The organism is Kitasatospora sp. NPDC114501 (genome assembly GCF_055633695.1).
This window is the reverse complement of the sequence record NZ_JBVKDS010000019.1, coordinates 162,356-178,385: the sequence shown is the minus strand read 5'-3', so window position 1 is coordinate 178,385 and position 16,030 is coordinate 162,356. Positions and strand designations below refer to the sequence as shown.

At 74.0% G+C, this 16,030-nt stretch carries 15 protein-coding genes and 2 pseudogenes; 7 read left to right on the top strand and 10 right to left on the bottom strand.

The genetic code is table 11. The features are described from left to right. The 6 genes from ACZ7RU_RS31655 to ACZ7RU_RS31630 form a co-directional block, all read right to left on the bottom strand. The coding region (locus ACZ7RU_RS31655) for a phosphoadenosine phosphosulfate reductase domain-containing protein (protein WP_470344398.1) at positions 1 to 372 on the bottom strand (372 nt) is incomplete at its 3' end. Beyond that, entirely contained in the window at positions 369 to 965 is a 597-nt protein-coding gene (gene cysC / locus ACZ7RU_RS31650) for an adenylyl-sulfate kinase (RefSeq protein ID WP_470344397.1), read from the bottom strand. The genes cysC and ACZ7RU_RS31655, both read right to left, overlap by 4 nt. Positions 966 to 1,005: 40 nt before the next feature. Continuing rightward, complete coding sequence (locus tag ACZ7RU_RS31645; protein ID WP_470344396.1) at positions 1,006 to 1,722, bottom strand: phosphoadenylyl-sulfate reductase; 717 nt, start codon at positions 1,720 to 1,722, stop codon at positions 1,006 to 1,008. Beyond that, positions 1,703 to 1,885: a hypothetical protein gene (locus ACZ7RU_RS31640; RefSeq protein WP_470344395.1), complete on the bottom strand. Its 183-nt coding sequence runs from the start codon at positions 1,883 to 1,885 to the stop codon at positions 1,703 to 1,705. The genes ACZ7RU_RS31645 and ACZ7RU_RS31640 overlap by 20 nt, the downstream gene beginning before the upstream one ends. Further along, on the bottom strand, positions 1,882 to 3,606 hold the full coding sequence (locus tag ACZ7RU_RS31635) for a nitrite/sulfite reductase (RefSeq protein WP_470344394.1): 1,725 nt from the start codon (positions 3,604 to 3,606) through the stop codon (positions 1,882 to 1,884). Before ACZ7RU_RS31635 ends, ACZ7RU_RS31640 begins: the two co-directional genes overlap by 4 nt. A gap of 197 nt (positions 3,607 to 3,803) precedes the next feature. Further along, on the bottom strand, positions 3,804 to 3,887 hold the full coding sequence (locus ACZ7RU_RS31630) for a putative leader peptide (RefSeq protein ID WP_318264789.1): 84 nt from the start codon (positions 3,885 to 3,887) through the stop codon (positions 3,804 to 3,806). A 60-nt stretch (positions 3,888 to 3,947) separates the two neighbouring features. Between ACZ7RU_RS31630 and ACZ7RU_RS31625 the strand changes: the two are divergent. Then, positions 3,948 to 4,919, top strand: a pseudogene (locus tag ACZ7RU_RS31625) (YihY/virulence factor BrkB family protein); the annotation flags it as partial. Here the strand turns inward: ACZ7RU_RS31625 and ACZ7RU_RS31620 are convergent. After that, on the bottom strand, positions 4,844 to 6,772 hold the full coding sequence (locus tag ACZ7RU_RS31620) for an FtsW/RodA/SpoVE family cell cycle protein (RefSeq protein ID WP_470344404.1): 1,929 nt from the start codon (positions 6,770 to 6,772) through the stop codon (positions 4,844 to 4,846). The pseudogene ACZ7RU_RS31625 and the gene ACZ7RU_RS31620 overlap by 76 nt on opposite strands. 571 nt (positions 6,773 to 7,343) lie before the next feature. On the opposite strand from ACZ7RU_RS31620, the gene ACZ7RU_RS31615 reads away from it, so the two are divergent. The 3 genes and pseudogenes from ACZ7RU_RS31615 (at position 7,344) to rsgA (ending at position 9,928) form a co-directional block, all read left to right on the top strand. Beyond that, positions 7,344 to 7,589: a hypothetical protein gene (locus tag ACZ7RU_RS31615; protein WP_470344405.1), complete on the top strand. Its 246-nt coding sequence runs from the start codon at positions 7,344 to 7,346 to the stop codon at positions 7,587 to 7,589. A gap of 46 nt (positions 7,590 to 7,635) precedes the next feature. Further along, positions 7,636 to 8,454, top strand: a pseudogene (locus ACZ7RU_RS31610) (cytochrome c oxidase assembly protein); the annotation flags it as partial. Positions 8,455 to 8,797: 343 nt separating this feature from the next. After that, positions 8,798 to 9,928, top strand: a complete 1,131-nt coding sequence (rsgA, locus tag ACZ7RU_RS31605) for a ribosome small subunit-dependent GTPase A (RefSeq protein ID WP_470344393.1) — start codon at positions 8,798 to 8,800, stop codon at positions 9,926 to 9,928. A 63-nt stretch (positions 9,929 to 9,991) separates the two neighbouring features. On the opposite strand, the gene ACZ7RU_RS31600 is transcribed toward rsgA, so the two are convergent. Then, on the bottom strand, positions 9,992 to 10,450 hold the full coding sequence (locus ACZ7RU_RS31600; RefSeq protein ID WP_470344392.1) for an ASCH domain-containing protein: 459 nt from the start codon (positions 10,448 to 10,450) through the stop codon (positions 9,992 to 9,994). 237 nt (positions 10,451 to 10,687) lie between these two features. Between ACZ7RU_RS31600 and ACZ7RU_RS31595 the strand changes: the two genes are divergently transcribed. After that, the gene (locus tag ACZ7RU_RS31595; protein ID WP_470344391.1) at positions 10,688 to 12,298 is read left to right on the top strand and encodes a DNA-3-methyladenine glycosylase 2 family protein; all 1,611 of its coding nucleotides are present in this window, start codon (positions 10,688 to 10,690) and stop codon (positions 12,296 to 12,298) included. Then, positions 12,295 to 12,804 (top strand): methylated-DNA--[protein]-cysteine S-methyltransferase, encoded by a 510-nt coding sequence (locus tag ACZ7RU_RS31590; protein ID WP_470344390.1) that lies wholly within the window; start codon positions 12,295 to 12,297, stop codon positions 12,802 to 12,804. The genes ACZ7RU_RS31595 and ACZ7RU_RS31590 overlap by 4 nt, the downstream gene beginning before the upstream one ends. A 60-nt stretch (positions 12,805 to 12,864) precedes the next feature. Here the strand turns inward: ACZ7RU_RS31590 and ACZ7RU_RS31585 are convergent, their stop codons facing one another. Both ACZ7RU_RS31585 and ACZ7RU_RS31580 read right to left on the bottom strand, forming a co-directional pair. Next, positions 12,865 to 13,386, bottom strand: coding sequence for a GNAT family N-acetyltransferase (locus ACZ7RU_RS31585; protein WP_470344389.1), 522 nt, complete (start codon positions 13,384 to 13,386; stop codon positions 12,865 to 12,867). Positions 13,387 to 13,428: 42 nt separating this feature from the next. Then, a complete protein-coding gene (locus ACZ7RU_RS31580; RefSeq protein ID WP_470344388.1) occupies positions 13,429 to 13,983 on the bottom strand; it encodes a MarR family winged helix-turn-helix transcriptional regulator in 555 nt (184 codons plus the stop codon). A gap of 214 nt (positions 13,984 to 14,197) precedes the next feature. Between ACZ7RU_RS31580 and ACZ7RU_RS31575 the strand changes: the two genes are divergently transcribed. Then, the gene (locus ACZ7RU_RS31575; RefSeq protein ID WP_470344387.1) at positions 14,198 to 15,694 is read left to right on the top strand and encodes an MFS transporter; all 1,497 of its coding nucleotides are present in this window, start codon (positions 14,198 to 14,200) and stop codon (positions 15,692 to 15,694) included. Positions 15,695 to 16,030 lie beyond the last annotated feature (336 nt).

Below are 16,030 nucleotides of genomic sequence, written 5' to 3'. Positions count from 1 at the left end.
GAGCGGGTTGCGGGTGCCGTCGGGGCGTTCGCGCAGTACGCCGCGGTCGATGAAGTCCTGGACGTGGGCGACGTGCAGGCGCAGGTTGTGCCGGGCGGCGACGCGGTCGCGGTAGGCGATGACCTCGGGGAAGTTGTGGCCGGTGTCGACGTGCAGGAGGGCGAAGGGGACCGGGGCGGGGTGGAAGGCCTTGAGGGCCAGGTGCAGCATGACGATGGAGTCCTTGCCGCCGGAGAACAGGATCACCGGGCGTTCGAACTCCCCCGCGACCTCGCGGAAGATGTGCACCGACTCCGCCTCCAACGCGTCCAGGTGGGACAACGCGAACGGAGTGTCGTCCGTGCGGACCGGGCTGTCGGTCACGGTGGTCATGCCAGGCCCCTCTCGGTCAGGAAGGCGTGCAACTCGGCGGCGGACTCGGCCACCGCGCGGCCCTGCGTCTGCAGACGCAACTCCGGGTCGGTGGGGGCCTCGTACGGGTCGTCCACGCCCGTCAGGCCGCTGAGCTCACCCGCCGCCTGCTTCGCGTACAGCCCCTTCACGTCGCGTTCGGCACACAGCTCGACCGGGGTGGCGACGTGCACCTCCAGGAACTCGGTGCCGTGGGCGGTGTGGCGCTCGCGCACCGCGGCGCGGGAGTCCGCGAACGGGGCGATCACCGGGGCGAGGACCTTCACGCCGTTGGCGGCGAGCTTCTGGGCGACGAAGCCGATCCGGGTGACGTTGGTGTGGCGGTCCTCGCGGGAGAAGCCGAGACCGGCTGAGAGGAACTCGCGGATCTCGTCGCCGTCCAGGACCTCCACCCGGTGGCCCTCGGCGCGCAGGCGCTCGGCGAGGGCGAAGGCGAGGGTGGTCTTGCCGGCGCTGGGCAGCCCGGTCAGCCACACGGTGGCGCCGCGCTCGCAGGCAACGGCCGCGGGGGCCGCCTCTACGGCTCCATCGGCGGCCGAGGTGTGTGCTGTCACGGTTCTTTCCTTACGCAGTAGGTGACTTGAGGTCAGGGGATCAGAGGTGGATGCCGCACTCGGTCTTGCCGGTGCCGGACCAGCGCCCGGCCCGGGCGTCCTCGCCCTCGGCGGGCTTGCGGGTGCAGGACAGCGGGGAGCAGCCGATCGAGGTGTAGCCCTCCCACAGCAGCGGATTGAGGAGCACGCCGTTCGCGGTGACGTAGGCGTCCACGTCCTCCTGCGTCCACCGGGCGATCGGGGCGATCTTGACCTTGCGGCGCTTGGGGTCCCAGGACACCACCGGGGTGTTCGCCCGGCTCGGGGACTCGTCGCGGCGCAGCCCGGTCGCCCAGGCGTCGTAGCCGGCCAGGCCCCGGTTGAGCGGCTCGACCTTGCGCAGCGCGCAGCACAGGTCCGGGTCGCGGTCGTGGAGGTTCGGCCCGTGCTCGGCGTCCTGCTCGGCGACCGTCTTCGACGGGGTGAGCGTGATGACGTTGACCGGCATCGTCGCGGCCACCGCGTCCCGGGTGCCGATCGTCTCCGCGAAGTGGTAGCCGGTGTCCAGGAACACCACGTCCACCCCCGGGAACACCGACGACGCCAGGTGCGCGACCACCGCGTCCTCCATCGAGGACGTCACGCAGAACCGCTCGCCGAAGGTATCGGCCGCCCACCGCAGGACCTCCTGCGCGCTCGCCTCCTCCAGCTCACGGCCCGCCCGCTCCGCCACCGCCCGGTAGTCGGTCGACCGGCCGTCAGCCGTGGTGCTGCTCATGTGACGTACCCCCGTGGTTGGTCGGTGACAGCAGGCCGAGGAACTTCAACTGGAAGGCGCGCCGGCATCCGTGGCACTCCCAGGCTCCGTGGCCGGCCTCGGAGGGGCGCAGGTCCTCGTCCCCGCAGTACGGGCAGAAGAACGGTGCCGCTCGCTCACTCACGACAGCTGCTCCTCGGTCGCCCGGGCCGCCCACTGGGCGAAGCGCTCGCCGTCGGCGCGGTCGGCCTGGTAGCGGGTCAGCACGCGCTCGACGTAGTCGGGCAGGCCCGCGCTGGTGACCTTGAGGCCGCGGACCTTGCGGCCGAAGCCGGCCTCCAGGCCGAGCGCGCCGCCGAGGTGCACCTGGTAGCCCTCGACCTGGTCGCCGTTCTCGTCGGTGACCAACTGGCCCTTGAGGCCGATGTCGGCGACCTGGATGCGGGCGCAGGCGTTCGGGCAGCCGTTGATGTTGATGGTCAGCGGCTCGGCGAAGTCCGGCAGGCGCTGCTCCAGCTCGTCGATGAGCGTGCGGCCGCGCTCCTTGGTCTCGACGATGGCGAGCTTGCAGTACTCGATGCCGGTGCAGGCCATGGTGCCGCGGCGGAACGGCGAGGGGGTCACCCGCAGGTCGAGCTCCTCCAGGCCGGCCACCACGGAGTCGACGTGCTCCTCGGCGATGTCGAGGATGAGCATCTTCTGCTCGGCGGTGGTGCGGACCCGGTCGCTGCCGTGGGCGGCGGCGAGGTCGGCGATCCGGCCGAGCAGCTTGCCGTCGACCCGGCCGACGCGCGGTGCGAAGCCGACGTAGAACTTCCCGTCCTTCTGCCGGTGGACGCCGACGTGGTCGCGCCAGCGGGCGGCGGGCTCGGCGGGGGCGGGGCCGTCGACCAGCGGGTGGCCGAGATACTCCTCCTCCAGCACCCGGCGGAACTTCTCCACGCCCCAGTCGGCGACCAGGAACTTCAGCCGGGCCCGGTTGCGCAGGCGCCGGTAGCCGTAGTCGCGGAAGATGCCGATGACCCCGCCGAAGACGTCCGGCACCTGGTCCAGCGGGACCCAGGCGCCCAGCCGCACGCCCAGCTTGGGGTTGGTCGACAGGCCGCCGCCGACCCACAGGTCGAAGCCGGGGCCGTGCTCGGGGTGGACCACGCCGACGAAGGAGACGTCGTTGATCTCGTGCGCGACGTCCAGCAGCGGGGAGCCGGAGACCGCGCTCTTGAACTTGCGCGGCAGGTTGGAGAAGTCCGGGTTGCCGATGAAGCGGCGCTGGATCTCCTCGATGGCGCTGGTGCCGTCGATGATCTCGTCCTCGGCGATGCCGGCCACCGGGGAGCCGAGGATGACGCGCGGGGTGTCGCCGCAGGCCTCGGTGGTGGACAGGCCGACGGCCTCCAGCTTCCGCCAGATCGCCGGGACGTCCTCGATCCGGATCCAGTGGTACTGGATGTTCTGCCGGTCGGTCAGGTCGGCGGTTCCGCGCGCGTACTGCTCGGAGACCTCGGCGATCGCCCGCAGCTGGGGGACGGTCAGCCGGCCGCCGTCGATGCGCACCCGGAGCATGAAGTACTCGGCGTCCAGCTCGTGCGGGTCGAGGATCGCGGTCTTGCCGCCGTCGATGCCCTCCTTGCGCTGGGTGTAGAGCCCCCACCAGCGCATCCGGCCGCGCAGGTCGGCCGGGTCGATCGAGTCGAAGCCCCGGTGCGCGTAGATCGTCTCAATACGTGTCCGCACGTTGAGACCGTCGTCGTCCTTCTTGAACTGCTCGTTGGCGTTCAGAGGGGTGTAGTGGCCCATGCCCCACTGGCCCTCACCGCGGTGGCGGGTCGCCTTGCGGGCCGCTGCCGGGCGGCGCTCGGCGGCGCGGTCGGCCGGGGGCTCGACGGTCTCGGGGAAGGTGGCCATGGTGAAGTCCTTCTGGGCAGATGGCGCTGGCGCCGGGGGGTCGCGGAGCGTGCTCGGCCGTTCGGTGCTGCTCTGACCTGCGGATTCGTCAAGGTCTTGAGGGCAGTGACCGGGACCGGGCGGGCGCCTGCGCATCCGCTGCGGCGGGGATGGCGGGGAAGGGCGGCGCCGGGTGCGGTGGTGCGGCGGAGTGGGGCTCAGGTCACCGGACAGATGGCGCTGGACACGCGAAGGAGATCGACGTGGAGTCGACCTACTAGGGTGGTTCCGGCGCTAGACATGGCAAGAGATTCGCACGGCGCGGGACTCGCGGTCCACTAACATCCGAATGCTGGACGCTGATGTTTCGTCATGTGGGACACCCGGATGTTCCCGCCGCTCCCCGCCCGGACGTCCGGCCACGCGCCCGCACCCCGGGGAGATCAACCGCGCGGCCCCGGCCCGATACGGTTGGCCCTGTGCAAGCAGCAGGCGATACGAGCAGAGCGAACGCCGAGCGGCCCTCCCGGCGGAGGGGCAAGGGCTCCCGGCGCGCGGCCAAACAGGCCACCTGGCGCCGCACGGCGTGGGAGCTGGTGAAGGACACCACCAACACCTGCGTCGAGTACCGGGTCACCGGCCTCGCCGCGGAGGCGGCCTTCTTCACCCTGCTGTCGATCCCGCCGCTGCTGCTCGGCCTGGCCGGCACCCTCGGCTACCTCGACGAGTTCCTCGGCGCGGGAACCATCGACCGGCTCAAGCACGACATCGTCTCGGCCTCCGGGACGGTGCTGTCGGACTCCTCCGTCAAGGAGGTCGTCGTCCCGCTCCTCAACCAGGTGTTCGACCACACCCGGCCCGACCTCGTCTCGATCGGCTTCCTGCTGTCGCTGTGGTCCGGATCCAGAGCGCTCTACATCTTCATCGACACCATCACCGTCATGTACGGGCTCGACGGCAAGCGGGGCATCGTCAAGACCCGGCTGATGTCGCTGGGCCTCTACCTCGGCGCCCTGGTGATCGGCTCGCTGGTGCTGCCGCTGCTGATGGCCGGTCCGGGGCTGGTGGAGAACGCCGTGCCGGGCGTGGCCGGGCTGGTCGGCGCCCTCTACTGGCCGGTCGCGATCGTGCTGCTGATCGTCTCGCTGACCACCCTCTACCACCTGGCCGTCCCGGTCTCGACCCCGTGGCGCGAGGACATCCCCGGCGCCCTGGTCGCCCTGGTGGTGCTGGTCTTCTGCAGCGTCGGCCTGCGGCTCTACCTGGTCAGCTCGGTCGAGGGCCCCTCGGTGTACGGCTCGCTCGCGGCGCCGGTGGCGGTGCTGCTGTGGATCTTCGTGGTGGCGCTCGCGGTGCTCATCGGCGCTGCGATGAACGCCGCGATAGACCGCCGCTGGCCCACCCTGGAGACCGCCGACGCGCGTGCCGAGAACGAGCGCGCCCACGAGGAGGCGGCCGCCGCGGTGGTCCGCGAGGTCGCCGCCCGGCGGGCCGTCGAACGGGCCCGGCGGGCGCGCGAACTCGGGCTCGCCGAGGGCGTCGAGGAGGAGTGGGGCGAGGACGAGGGCGAGGACGCGGACGTGCCCTCCGAGTACCCGGAGCGGTGGGCCGACGTGCTGGCCGCCGAGAACGTGCGCGGGCGGCTCACCGCCCGCGGCGGGCCGCACCACCGGCCCGGGCCCCCGCCGCCGGACAGCGACCGGCCGACCGGTCCGCCGCCGGGGGCGCAGGCGGGGCCGGGGCCGGGGTCGGAGCCGGGCGGTGCGCAGCCAGGGCCCGTGCCGGGGCCGCCGCCGGGGCCACCGGTTCCGCCGCCGGGTCCGCCAGGACCCCCGGGGCAGCAGCTGCCGGGGTACCCGCCGCGGCCGCCCCGACCGCCGTGGCCGCCGTGGGACGAACGGTAGGCGGACGGCGGGCAACCGGGGTAGGGCCTCTCCCGCGCGTGGGGGAGGCCCTGTTGCGTAGGTGGCGGTGGTGGCGGTGGTGGTGTGGGCCGTCGCGGTGGTGCGGCGGCGGGTGGTCGCTCAGCCCGCGGCCCGGGCCGGCGGTTGGCCGTACACGGGTGGAGCGGCTCGGCGGGGAGCGGGGGCGGATCCAGGGCGGTGCGCCCGGAGGAGTCGCTCAGCTTGATCAGCAGCGCCACCGTCAGCCAGTTCGCCAGCAGCGACGAGCCGCCGGCGGCCAGGAACGGCAGTGCCTTGCCGGTCAGCGGCACCAGCCCGCTCACCCCGCCGACCACCACGAACACCTGGAGCGCCAGCGCCGCCGACAGGCCGGTGGCCAGCAGCTTGCCGAACGGGTCGGTCAGGCCGACCGCCGTGCGCAGCCCGCGCTGGATCAGCAGCACGTAGACCAGCAGGATCGCGGTCACCCCGGCCAGCCCCAGCTCCTCGCCGATGGTGGTGAAGATGAAGTCGCTGCGTCCGGCGAAGCCGATCAGCCAGGGCCGTCCCGAGCCCAGGCCGGTCCCGGTCAGGTGGCCGGTGCCCAGACTGAACAGCGCCTCGGCGGGCTGCTCGGAGATCGCCCTGTCGTGCAGCGGCTTGTAGTAGTCGAGCGGGTGCAGCCAGGCCTCGACGCGGCCGTGCACATGGGGCTCGACGGTGCCGACCACCGCCGCGCCGCCGACCGCCATCAGCAGGCCGAGCACCACCCAGCTGGTGCGCTCGGTCGCCACGTACAGCATGACGACGAAGACCCCGAAGAAGATCAGCGAGGTGCCCAGGTCGCGTTCGAAGACCAGCACCAGCAGGCTGACCACCCAGACCGCCAGCACCGGGCCGGCGTGCCGCCCGCGCGGCAGGGTCAGCCCCCAGACCTTCCGTCCGGCCAGCGCCAGGGCGTCCCGGGCGGCCATCAGGTAGCCCGCGAAGAAGACCGTGATCGCGACCTTCACGAACTCGTCCGGCTCGAAGGAGAGCCCGAACAGCCGGATCCAGCGCTTGGCGCCGAAGCTGTCGCCGGGCGAGAGCACCGGCGCGGCCAGCAGGACCAGCGCACCCGCCATCAGCAGGTAGACGTAGCGCTGGAAGAAGCGGTGGTGCCTGACCAGGACGATCAGGGCGAGCGCCACCGCCACCGAGACGAACACCCACATCAGCTGGGCGGGCGCGGCCGGGAGCTTCTGGTAGTCGCCCCTGGCGGCGTGGGCGGCCCGGTAGCTGGTGTCCAGCCGGTCCAGCAGCACCAGCCCGAAGCCGGTCAGGAAGACGCCCAGCGGCAGGATCAGCGGATCGGCGTAGGGGGCGAACCGGCGCACCGCCAGGTGGGCCGCCCCGGCCAGCGCGCCCAGCGACAGGCCGTGCACCAGCAGCCCGGGCGGCAACCTGCCGGTGAGCGCCAGGTCGGCGTCGACGTGCCCCGCCAGACAGACGGCCACCGCGAGGGCCAGCAGGCCCAGTTCGATGTGGCGGTGGCGCGCCGCGAGCCGGCGGCCGTCGCCGCGTGCAGTGGTTCGCACCTCTTGTCATCCCCCCTGTCATCCCCTTGTCGGGCACGAGGCGGGTCCTGCCGACGGGGCACCCTGCCAGACGTCCCTGCTCTCGGGGCGGTTGCCGGAAGGAGGGGGTCGAGGGCAGAACTTTGCCTGGGCAAAGCATTACCGGGCCCCGGTAAAGCCTTCCTCAGGCCCGGGTACAGAGCCGGGCCCCGGGTCCGGCGGGGCCGTCGCGGAGGGACATCATGGCCGGGCGCCGGGGTGCCCCGGCGGCGGGCGCCCGACGGTCCGGGACCGCCGGAACGAGCGAGGTGAGCGGCGGATGGACGCGGTGGTGGGCGGTCTGGCGGGCGGTCTGGCGGGCGGTCTGGCGGGCGGCGGCCCGGTGGGCGGCCCCGCCCCGCCGCCCGCCTACAGCGGGCCGCCGCCGTGGCAGTGGTCCGACCTGGCGACCTCCTGGACGGCCGAGCCGCTGGTGCTCGCGCTGTCCGTGCTGCTCGCAGCCTGGTACCTGGCGGCGGTGCGCAGAGTCAACCGGGAGGCGGGCGAGCGGGCCGGACGGGGATGACCGGTCCGGGGGCGGGCGGTCCGGCGACGGGCGCCGGCAGCCGACCCGTACCGCCGCGTTCCTCGGCGGACTGCTGCTGTGGATCTGGTGCACCTGCTCCGGCCTCGGCGTGTACGACCGGATCCTCTTCACCGACCGGGCCGTGCAGGTCGTGCTGCTGCTGATGGTGGTCCCGCTGCTGCTCGCGCTCGGCGCGCCGGTCTCGCTGCTGGTCGACGCGGCGCCCGCGGCCCGGCGGGCGCGCCTCCTGCGGGCGCTGCGCAGCCGCCCGTCGAAGGTGCTGATGTTCCCGGCGGTCTCGACCGCGCTGCTGATGGCGCCGCCGTGGCTGCTCTACTTCACGCCCTGGTACGAGTGGTCGGTGTCCAGCGGGCTCGGGAACGCGGTGCTGCACCTGGGGCTGGTGCTGCTGGGCCTCGCGTACTTCTGGCCGCGCCTGCAACTGGATCCGGTCGGGCACGAGTACCCGCACCTGGTCGGGCTGTTCATCACCTTCGCCGAGGTGATCTTCGACGCGGGGCTCGGGATCGTGCTGATCTACGGCGGGCACTTGGTCGCCGAGCACTACTACCTGGCCCTCGGGCGCCCGTGGGGCCCGAGCCCGGCGCAGGACCAGACCTGGGGCGGCAACGCGTTCTGGGTGCTGGGGGACCTGGTCGGGCTGCCGTTCCTGGCCGCGCTGGTGCGGCGGATGGTGGTGCAGGGGCGGGAGGAGACCGAGGCGGTGGACGCCGAGCTGGACGCCCGCTTCGCGGCGGCGGCCGCGCGGGCCCGGGCGGCGGGTCGGCCGGAGGAGGAGACGGAGAGGGAGATGCGGCCGTGGTGGCTGGACGACCCGAACCTCAGGCACCGGTACGGGAGGTAGGGCGCGCGGGGCGGCCGGGTCGACCGGGCGGCCGTGTGACCGCGGGCGGAGGCGGGCCGATTGTGGTCCGCCAGGGCCTTCCTGACGTCCTCCGTACCGCATTTCCGCAGGTCGAAAATAGGTTGGCCCGGATCCCCCGGTCCGCTAGCGTGTGACACATCCGGTTCGGGGGCCATTGGGCCGCCCGAGGAGTAGAGAGCAGGAGGTGAACCCCCGTGGTCGTTGTCGCCCCGATAGCTGCCGAGGGCAGCACCCGCGTTCACCTCCTTTCCCCGGCCGCCGGCTGAGCCCTTCGCGCCAGCCGTAGCCCGCCGGGACCATCTCCTCCCGAAGGGCCACCGCGTTGTTCAACGCTGCCTCCGTTCCGTCGTTCTCTTCTTCTTCCTCCTCGTTCTCCGACGAGGCCTCCGCGCTGACCGGCTACGGCTGGACGGCCGAGCTCGCGGAGATGTTCACCCCGCTCGGCGAGGCCGGGCTGCTCCCGGCCCGGATCGTCCGGGTCGACCGCGGCCAGTGCGACGCCGTGATCGCCGACCCGGAGACGGGCGAGCCCCGTACCGTCCGGTTCGACACCCGGCCGGTGGGCGACGCCGACATGATCAACTGCCCGTGCACGGGCGACTGGGCGGCGGTCGACCTGTACGCCCAGCCGATGGCCTCCGTCGTAGCGCTGCTGCCGCGCTCCACCGCGATCATCCGCAAGGTGGCCGGCAAGCGCTCCGACGGCCAGGTGCTGGCCGCCAACGTCGACACCGTGCTGATCGCCTCCTCCCTCGCGAGCGATCCCGACCTCGGGCGGATCGAGCGCTTCCTCGCCCTGGCCTGGGAGTCCGGCGCAGACCCGCTGGTCGTCCTCACCAAGGCCGACCTCGTCGACGACGCCGACTTCATCCGGGCCGACGTCGAGGCGGTCGCCCCCGGGGTCACGGTGCTCGTGGTGAGCGCCGAGACGGGCGAGGGCATGGACGTGCTCCGCGCCTGCACCCCCGGCACCACCGCGGTGATAGGCCAGTCCGGCGTCGGCAAGTCCACGCTCACCAACGCGCTGGCCGGCTCCGTGGTGATGACCGTCCAGGAGGCCCGCGCGGTCGACCAGAAGGGCCGCCACACCACGACCACCCGTGAGCTGATCCCGATGCCCGGCGGGGGCGTGCTGATCGACACCCCCGGGCTGCGCGAGGTCGGCCTCTACGGTGGCGAGGGAGTGGACCTGGCCTTCGCCGACATCGCCGAGCTGGCCGAGGGGTGCCGCTTCCACGACTGCGGCCACCGTACCGAGCCGGGGTGCGCGGTGCAGGAGGCGCTGGCCGACGGCACCCTGCCGCAGCGCCGGATGGACAGCTACCTCAAGCTCCAGCGCGAGAACGAGTGGATCGCCTCGCGCTCGGACGCCCGGGTCGCCAAGGAGCGGCTGCAGAAGTGGAAGACGATCACCAAGTCGATGCGAGCCGCGGGAGGTCCGGTGAAGCGCTGAGCCCCGGCACCGGCCGGCCGCCGCGCAACGGCCGCCGGCCGGCCTCCGCCGGGCCCGCCCGGCTCAGCGGAGGTCGGCCACCACGCGGAAGCGTTGCAGGACCACCGGCGTGGAGTCGTCCACGGTGAAACCCGGGTCGTCGAGGGCGTCGAGCATCTCCGGACTGCGCCAGAACTGCTCGTGCACCGCACGCCACTCGGCCACGCTGGTGCACCCCTCGCCCTCGTCCAGGGCGTGCTGGAGGTCGACCTCCGCGAGCGGGACCACTCGGACGTCCGTGGTCTCGATCACGGCGACCCTGCGCTCGTCCGAGTCGACGACCGCGGAGCGCTCGCCGGGCAGCGGCAGGGGCTCGCCCTCGTGCTCGTAGCCGGCGACCACGCCGGTGGTGCTGGTCTTGGCGCCGTCGAGGATCGCGGCGACCAGCTGGTCCCGCAGCGGACCGGGGAACGCGAACTCGGCCGGCGGCAGGGCGGCGACGCGCGGGTCGTCCGGGCCGGTGTAGGGCTGCTGGGCACTCATGCCGCGAGAGTAACCGCGGGACGGCCGACGGGCTCGCGAATTTCGGGCCGGGCGGTTCTGCACGGCTCGGTGGGCCTCGCACGGTGGGCCCACCGGCCATGGGCCCGTGGCGCGATGGGTCGTGGAGCCGTGGAGCCGTGGGCTCCCCGGGAGAGGTGGGTGGTGGGTGGGTGGGATCGGGAGGGGTGGGGGGAGGGGGGAGGGGGAGGGAGGGCCCCCGAGGAGCGATCAACGGCGATGTCCGATTCCCGCCAGTCACCCCCCGCCCGGTGCCGCAGACTGGACAACGTGATCGACGACGACATCCGGTACCGAGCCGTGGACAGCCGCGACTCCCGCTTCGACGGGGTCTTCTTCACGGCGGTCACCTCCACCGGCATCTACTGCCGTCCGAGCTGCCCGGCCGTGACCCCCAAACGCGCCAACTGCGTCTTCTACCCCAGCGCCGCGGCCGCCCAGGGGGCCGGCTTCCGCGCCTGCCGCCGCTGCCGCCCCGACTCGGTGCCGGGCTCCCCCGAGTGGAACCACCGCGCCGACCTGGTCGGCCGGGCGATGCGCCTGATCGGCGACGGCGTGGTGGACCGCGAGGGCGTCGCCGGCCTGGCCGGCCGCCTCGGCTACAGCTCCCGCCAGTTGCAGCGCCAGCTGACCGCCGAGCTGGGCGCCGGCCCGATCGCGCTGGCCCGCGCCCGCCGCGCGCAGACCGCCCGCCTGCTCCTCCAGACCACCGAACTGTCCGTCACCGACGTCGCGTTCGCGGCCGGCTTCGCCTCCGTCCGCCAGTTCAACGACACCGTGCGCGAGGTCTACGACCGCACCCCCAGCGGTCTGCGCGCCGAGGTCGCCGCCGGCCGCCGCACCGCGACCCCGGCCGGTGGGCTCACCCTGCGCCTCGCCTACCGCGGCGCGCTCGACAGCGAGCACCTGATCGACTTCCTCGCCCTGCGCGCCGTTCCCGGCGTGGAGGAGGTCGTCCCCGGCTCGCGCCCCGGCGTGCGCGTCTACCGCCGCACCCTCGCGCTCCCGTACGGCCACGGCATCGCCGAGGTCGAGGGCCTGGCACCGGGGGAGCCCCGCACCCGCGGCTGGCTCGACTGCCGCCTGCTGCTCGCCGACCTGCGCGACCTGCCGACCGCCGTCCAGCGCCTGCGCATCCTCTTCGACCTGGACGCCGACCCGCTCGCGGTCGACGAACAGCTCGGCGCCGACCCGCTGCTCGGCCCGCTGGTCCGCGAGCGCCCCGGTCTGCGCTCGCCCGGCCACGTGGACCCGCACGAGCTCGCCGTCCGCGCCGTCCTCGGCCAGCAGATCAGCGTCGTCGCCGCCCGTACCCTGGCGGGACGGCTCGCCGAGAAGTACGGCACCGCGCTGCCCGAGCCCAGCGGCGGCCTGCGCCTGCTCTTCCCGACCGCGGCGGCGCTGGCCACCGCCGACCCGGAGGACTTCGCGATGCCCGCCGCCCGCCGCCGCGCGCTCACCGGTCTGTGCGCCGCACTGGCGGAGGGCGTGGTCCGGCTGGACAGCGGGGCCGACCGGGAGGAGGCCGCGGCCGCCCTGCTGGACCTGCCCGGCATCGGCCCGTGGACGGTCGGCTACCTGCGGATGCGGGCCCTGGCCGATCCCGACGTCTTCCTCCCGAGCGACGTGGGCGTCAAGCACGGCCTGCTCCGTCTCGGCGCCGCCGGGGACCCGAAGTCCGCCGCCCGCGCCGCCGAGGCCTGGGCCCCGTGGCGCTCCTACGCCGTCCACCGGCTGTGGGCCGGCCCCGCGAGCACCGGCCCCAGCACCGGCCGCAACGCCGACAGCACCAGCGACAGCAGTACCGGAACGGAGAACGAACGAGTATGAGCACCACCGTCTACACCACCATGGAGAGCCCCTTCGGTCGGCTGCTGCTCAGCGGGGTGCTGCCCGAGGACGGCGGACCGGCCGCGCTGGCCACCGTCACCGCGCCCGGCCAGAAGTACGCGCTGGCCGAGCCCGCCGACGACTGGGTGCTCGACCCGGAGGCGCTCGCCGAGCCGGTGGCCCAGCTGACCGCCTACTTCGCCGGCAAGCGCACCGGCTTCGACCTCCCGCTCGCGCCCGAGGGCACCGAGTTCCGCCGCCGGATCTGGGCCGCGCTGGACGAGATCCCGTACGGCAGGACCGTCACCTACGGCGAACTCGCCGAGCTGGCCGGGCAGGAGCCCCGCATGGTCCGGGCGGTCGGCGGAGCGGTGGGCGCCAACCCGCTGCTGATCGTCCGCCCCTGCCACCGGGTGCTGGGCGCCAACGGCGCGCTCACCGGCTTCGCCGCCGGCGTGGACCGCAAGCGCTGGCTGCTGGACCTGGAGGGTGGCACCCTGTTCTGACCGCGAAGGCCAGGCCCCCACGAACGCGCGGCCCCGCAGGTGTTCAAACCCGCCGCACGCTCAACTCCGCAGGTCCACCCGCCAGTTGTTGCTGCGCATGAACCGCCCGGGCGGGAACTCGAAGTCCGTCTCGCCGAGCAGCGTGAACCCGGCCTTCGCGCAGACCGCGTTGGAGGCGGGGTTGTCCACCGAGGGGAAGGCGTGCAGGTGGGGGTGCGCGGCCTCGCGGCGGGCGGCCGCGACCGCCGCGCGGGTGGCGGCGACCGCGATGCCCCGCCCCTGGAAGCCGGGCAGTACGTTCCACCCCATCTCGTGGACGGTCCGGCCATCCCAGGTCCGGGTGCCGTAGCCGACCGTCCCGACGGCCTCGCCCTCGGGCAGCAGCACGATCCGGTACATGCAGCCGAGCCCGGACGGGACGAAGTCCAGGTAGCGCCGGTGCCGTACGAGCAGCTGCTCCGCGCTCTCCGGCCCGCCCACGTGCTTCTTCATCTCCGGCGTGTTGACCCGGCGCAGCAGCGCGAGGTCGTCGTCCGTCCAGGGCTCGATCCGTACGTCTGCCCGTACGTCTGCGGTGGTCATGCCGGGGACGGTAGCGCCGGGCGAACCGCGGCGACCAGTGGTTTATCCGGCCCCGGGACCCGGCTCGGCCGCGGCCGCCTGCTCGACAGCAGCCCCATGTTCGGCCCCGGTGCCCGTCCGGGCGAGGGCGCGGGCGAGCTGCTCCAGCGCCGGCAGGGCGTCGACGACCGCCGCCCGGTCGGCCGGGTCGAGGGTGCCGAGCGCGGCGGCGATCCGCCGCTCGTGGGCGTGCTGCCAGTCGTCCAGCTGCCGCCGGCCGGCCGGGGTGAGGGCGATCCGGGCGGTGCGGCGGTCGCCGGGGTCGGCCTGGCGGTCCACGAATCCGGCGTCGAGCAGCTTCCCGACCAGCCCGCTGACGGTGTTGGGCGCGAGCCGCTGCCGCGCGGCCAGCTCGCCGACCCGCAGTGGCGCGGCGGCCAGCGTCTGGAGGAGTTCGACCTGCGCCATCGGCAGGGACTCCCACGGGTAGTCGGTGCGGATGCTGCTGCGCAACGCGCGGCGTAGCCGGGTGACGGTGTCGGTCAGCCGCCGGGCGTGCTCGACCGCCGGGTCGGTGCTTCCGGTGGCGGGGTCGGGAACGTGTGGTGACGACGGCATGGCGGACAGCGTATCTCCTGGTACGGGGCGGTTCGGCGGCCGGTTCGGGCCCTGGGCGCGCCTGGGCGCGACCCGGTCGCAGGCCCGGCTCCAGGCCCCGTCGCGGGCCCCATGGCAGGCGTCCGACCGGCACCGTCCGTACCGGGGAACACGTCCTGTCGTAGAGCGAACTGCTCGTAGAAGGAACATATCCGTATCCGATATATTCGTGCACGTGAACGCCACCACCCTCGCCTCGCGGCTGCTCACCGAGCGGCCCCGGCCGCGTGGCATAGCCGGCTGGCGCCACGCCCACTGGCTCGCCGTCGCCACGGTCTGCCTCGGAGCCTTCCTCGGCCAGCTCGACGCCAGCGTCATCGCCCTGGTCTTCCCCGCCATCGGCCGTGACTTCGACGCGGGCTTCGCCGCCGTCGAGTGGGTCGCCCTCGCCTACCTGCTGGTCCTGGTCGCCCTGCTGGCCCCGATCGGCTGGCTGTCCGACCGGGTGGGCCGCAAGACGATGTACATCGGCGGCTTCGCGGTCTTCGGCCTCTCCTCGCTCGGCGCCGGATTCGCCGGCAGTCTCTGGTCCCTGGTCGGCTGCCGCGCCGTCCAGGCGGTCGGCGCCGCGATGATGCAGGCCAACAGCGTCGCCCTCGTGGCGCGCGGCGTCCCCGAGCACGCGATGCGGCGCGCGCTCGGCATCCAGGCCTCCGCCCAGGGCCTCGGCCTGGCGCTCGGCCCCAGCCTCGGCGGACTGCTGGTCGAGCACGCCTCGTGGCGATGGGTCTTCTGGGTCAACGTGCCGATCGCGGTCTTCGGCATCGTGGCCGGCTGGTACCTGCTGCCCCGCACCCGCACGCCGGCCTCCCCAGCGTCACCGGCCGCCGTGCCGGGGCCCCGCCTCACCGGGGCCCACCGGGGCGGAGCCCGCCGCGGTGAAGCCCGACGGACCGGGTCCCGCGAGGACGCCCGCTTCGACCTGCCCGGCATGCTGCTGCTCACCGGGGCGACCACCGCGCTGCTGCTCGCCCTGTCCACCGCCTCCGGACTGCCCCTGCCCGGCTGGGCGGTGGCCGCCCTGCTGCTCGCCTCCACCGCGCTCACCCTGGCGCTGGTGCGCCAGGAACGGCGGGCCGCCCGGCCGATCCTGGCGCCCGGCCTGATCAACACCCCGGGCGTGCGCTCCGGCCTGGTGGTGGCGCTGATCGGCTACCTGCTGCTGTTCTGTCCGCTGGTGCTGGGCCCGGTGCTGCTCACCGGCGCGGGGGTGTCGACGGCCCACGCGGGCCTGGTGGTCACCCTGCTGCCCGCCGCGTTCGCGTTCGCCGCGACGGTCGGCGGCGGGCTGCTGCCCCGGGGCTGGTCGGACGTGACCCGGTGCCGCTCCGGCGCGCTGCTCGCGGCCGCCGGACTGCTGCTGTTCGCCCTGCTGCCGGCCTCGGACGCGGAGGCGCCCCCGCTGCTGATCGCCGGCTACGGGCTGGGCCTGCTGCTGCCCGCCAACAACGCGCTGGTGATGCGGGCGATCCCGGCGCAGTGCTCGGCGGTCGGCGGCGGCATGGTGAACATGGCCCGCAGCCTCGGCACGGCCCTCGGCATGGCGCTGTCCGTCCTCGGCGTCCACCTGGCGGGCGCCGAGTCCGGTGGGCGGACGGTCCTCCTCGTCCTCGCCGCCGTCGCAGCCACGGCCGCGCTCCTCACCCGCCCCACCCGGGCCACCCGGGCGTGAGGGCCACGGCAGGGAGGAACCGGCAGAACGGCGTGGCGCCCACGTCTGGGGGGCGGGCCTGCGGCCTGGGGGTTGGGGGTTGGGGTTGGGGTTGCGACCCGGTCACCCGGGCCGCCGAGAACGGCGCCTACCGGGTCCTGAACGCGCTGCTGTCCGCCGACCGCGACCCGCTGCGCGCTGCGGGTCGCCCGGGTCGCCCGGTCCGGCGATCAGTCAGGGGTCGTCCGGGGGCAGGCGGGGGCTCTCCGGAGGGGGTGGGGAAGAACGGCGGGCGGCCGGGGGGGAAAACAAGGCGCTGGGGACGGGGCCCCCCACACGGAGGACACAAAGATGTGG

What these genes read in the sequence shown, in the direction of transcription:
- ACZ7RU_RS31645 (WP_470344396.1), bottom strand. Translation starts at nt 1,722, where the DNA reads ATGAGCAGCACCACGGCTGACGGCCGGTCGACCGACTACCGGGCGGTG.
- ACZ7RU_RS31635 (WP_470344394.1), bottom strand. Translation starts at nt 3,606, where the DNA reads ATGGCCACCTTCCCCGAGACCGTCGAGCCCCCGGCCGACCGCGCCGCC.
- ACZ7RU_RS31630 (WP_318264789.1), bottom strand. Translation starts at nt 3,887, where the DNA reads ATGTCTAGCGCCGGAACCACCCTAGTAGGTCGACTCCACGTCGATCTC.
- ACZ7RU_RS31615 (WP_470344405.1), top strand. Translation starts at nt 7,344, where the DNA reads ATGGACGCGGTGGTGGGCGGTCTGGCGGGCGGTCTGGCGGGCGGTCTG.
- ACZ7RU_RS31600 (WP_470344392.1), bottom strand. Translation starts at nt 10,450, where the DNA reads ATGAGTGCCCAGCAGCCCTACACCGGCCCGGACGACCCGCGCGTCGCC.
- ACZ7RU_RS31595 (WP_470344391.1), top strand. Translation starts at nt 10,688, where the DNA reads ATGTCCGATTCCCGCCAGTCACCCCCCGCCCGGTGCCGCAGACTGGAC.
- ACZ7RU_RS31590 (WP_470344390.1), top strand. Translation starts at nt 12,295, where the DNA reads ATGAGCACCACCGTCTACACCACCATGGAGAGCCCCTTCGGTCGGCTG.
- ACZ7RU_RS31585 (WP_470344389.1), bottom strand. Translation starts at nt 13,386, where the DNA reads ATGACCACCGCAGACGTACGGGCAGACGTACGGATCGAGCCCTGGACG.
- ACZ7RU_RS31580 (WP_470344388.1), bottom strand. Translation starts at nt 13,983, where the DNA reads ATGCCGTCGTCACCACACGTTCCCGACCCCGCCACCGGAAGCACCGAC.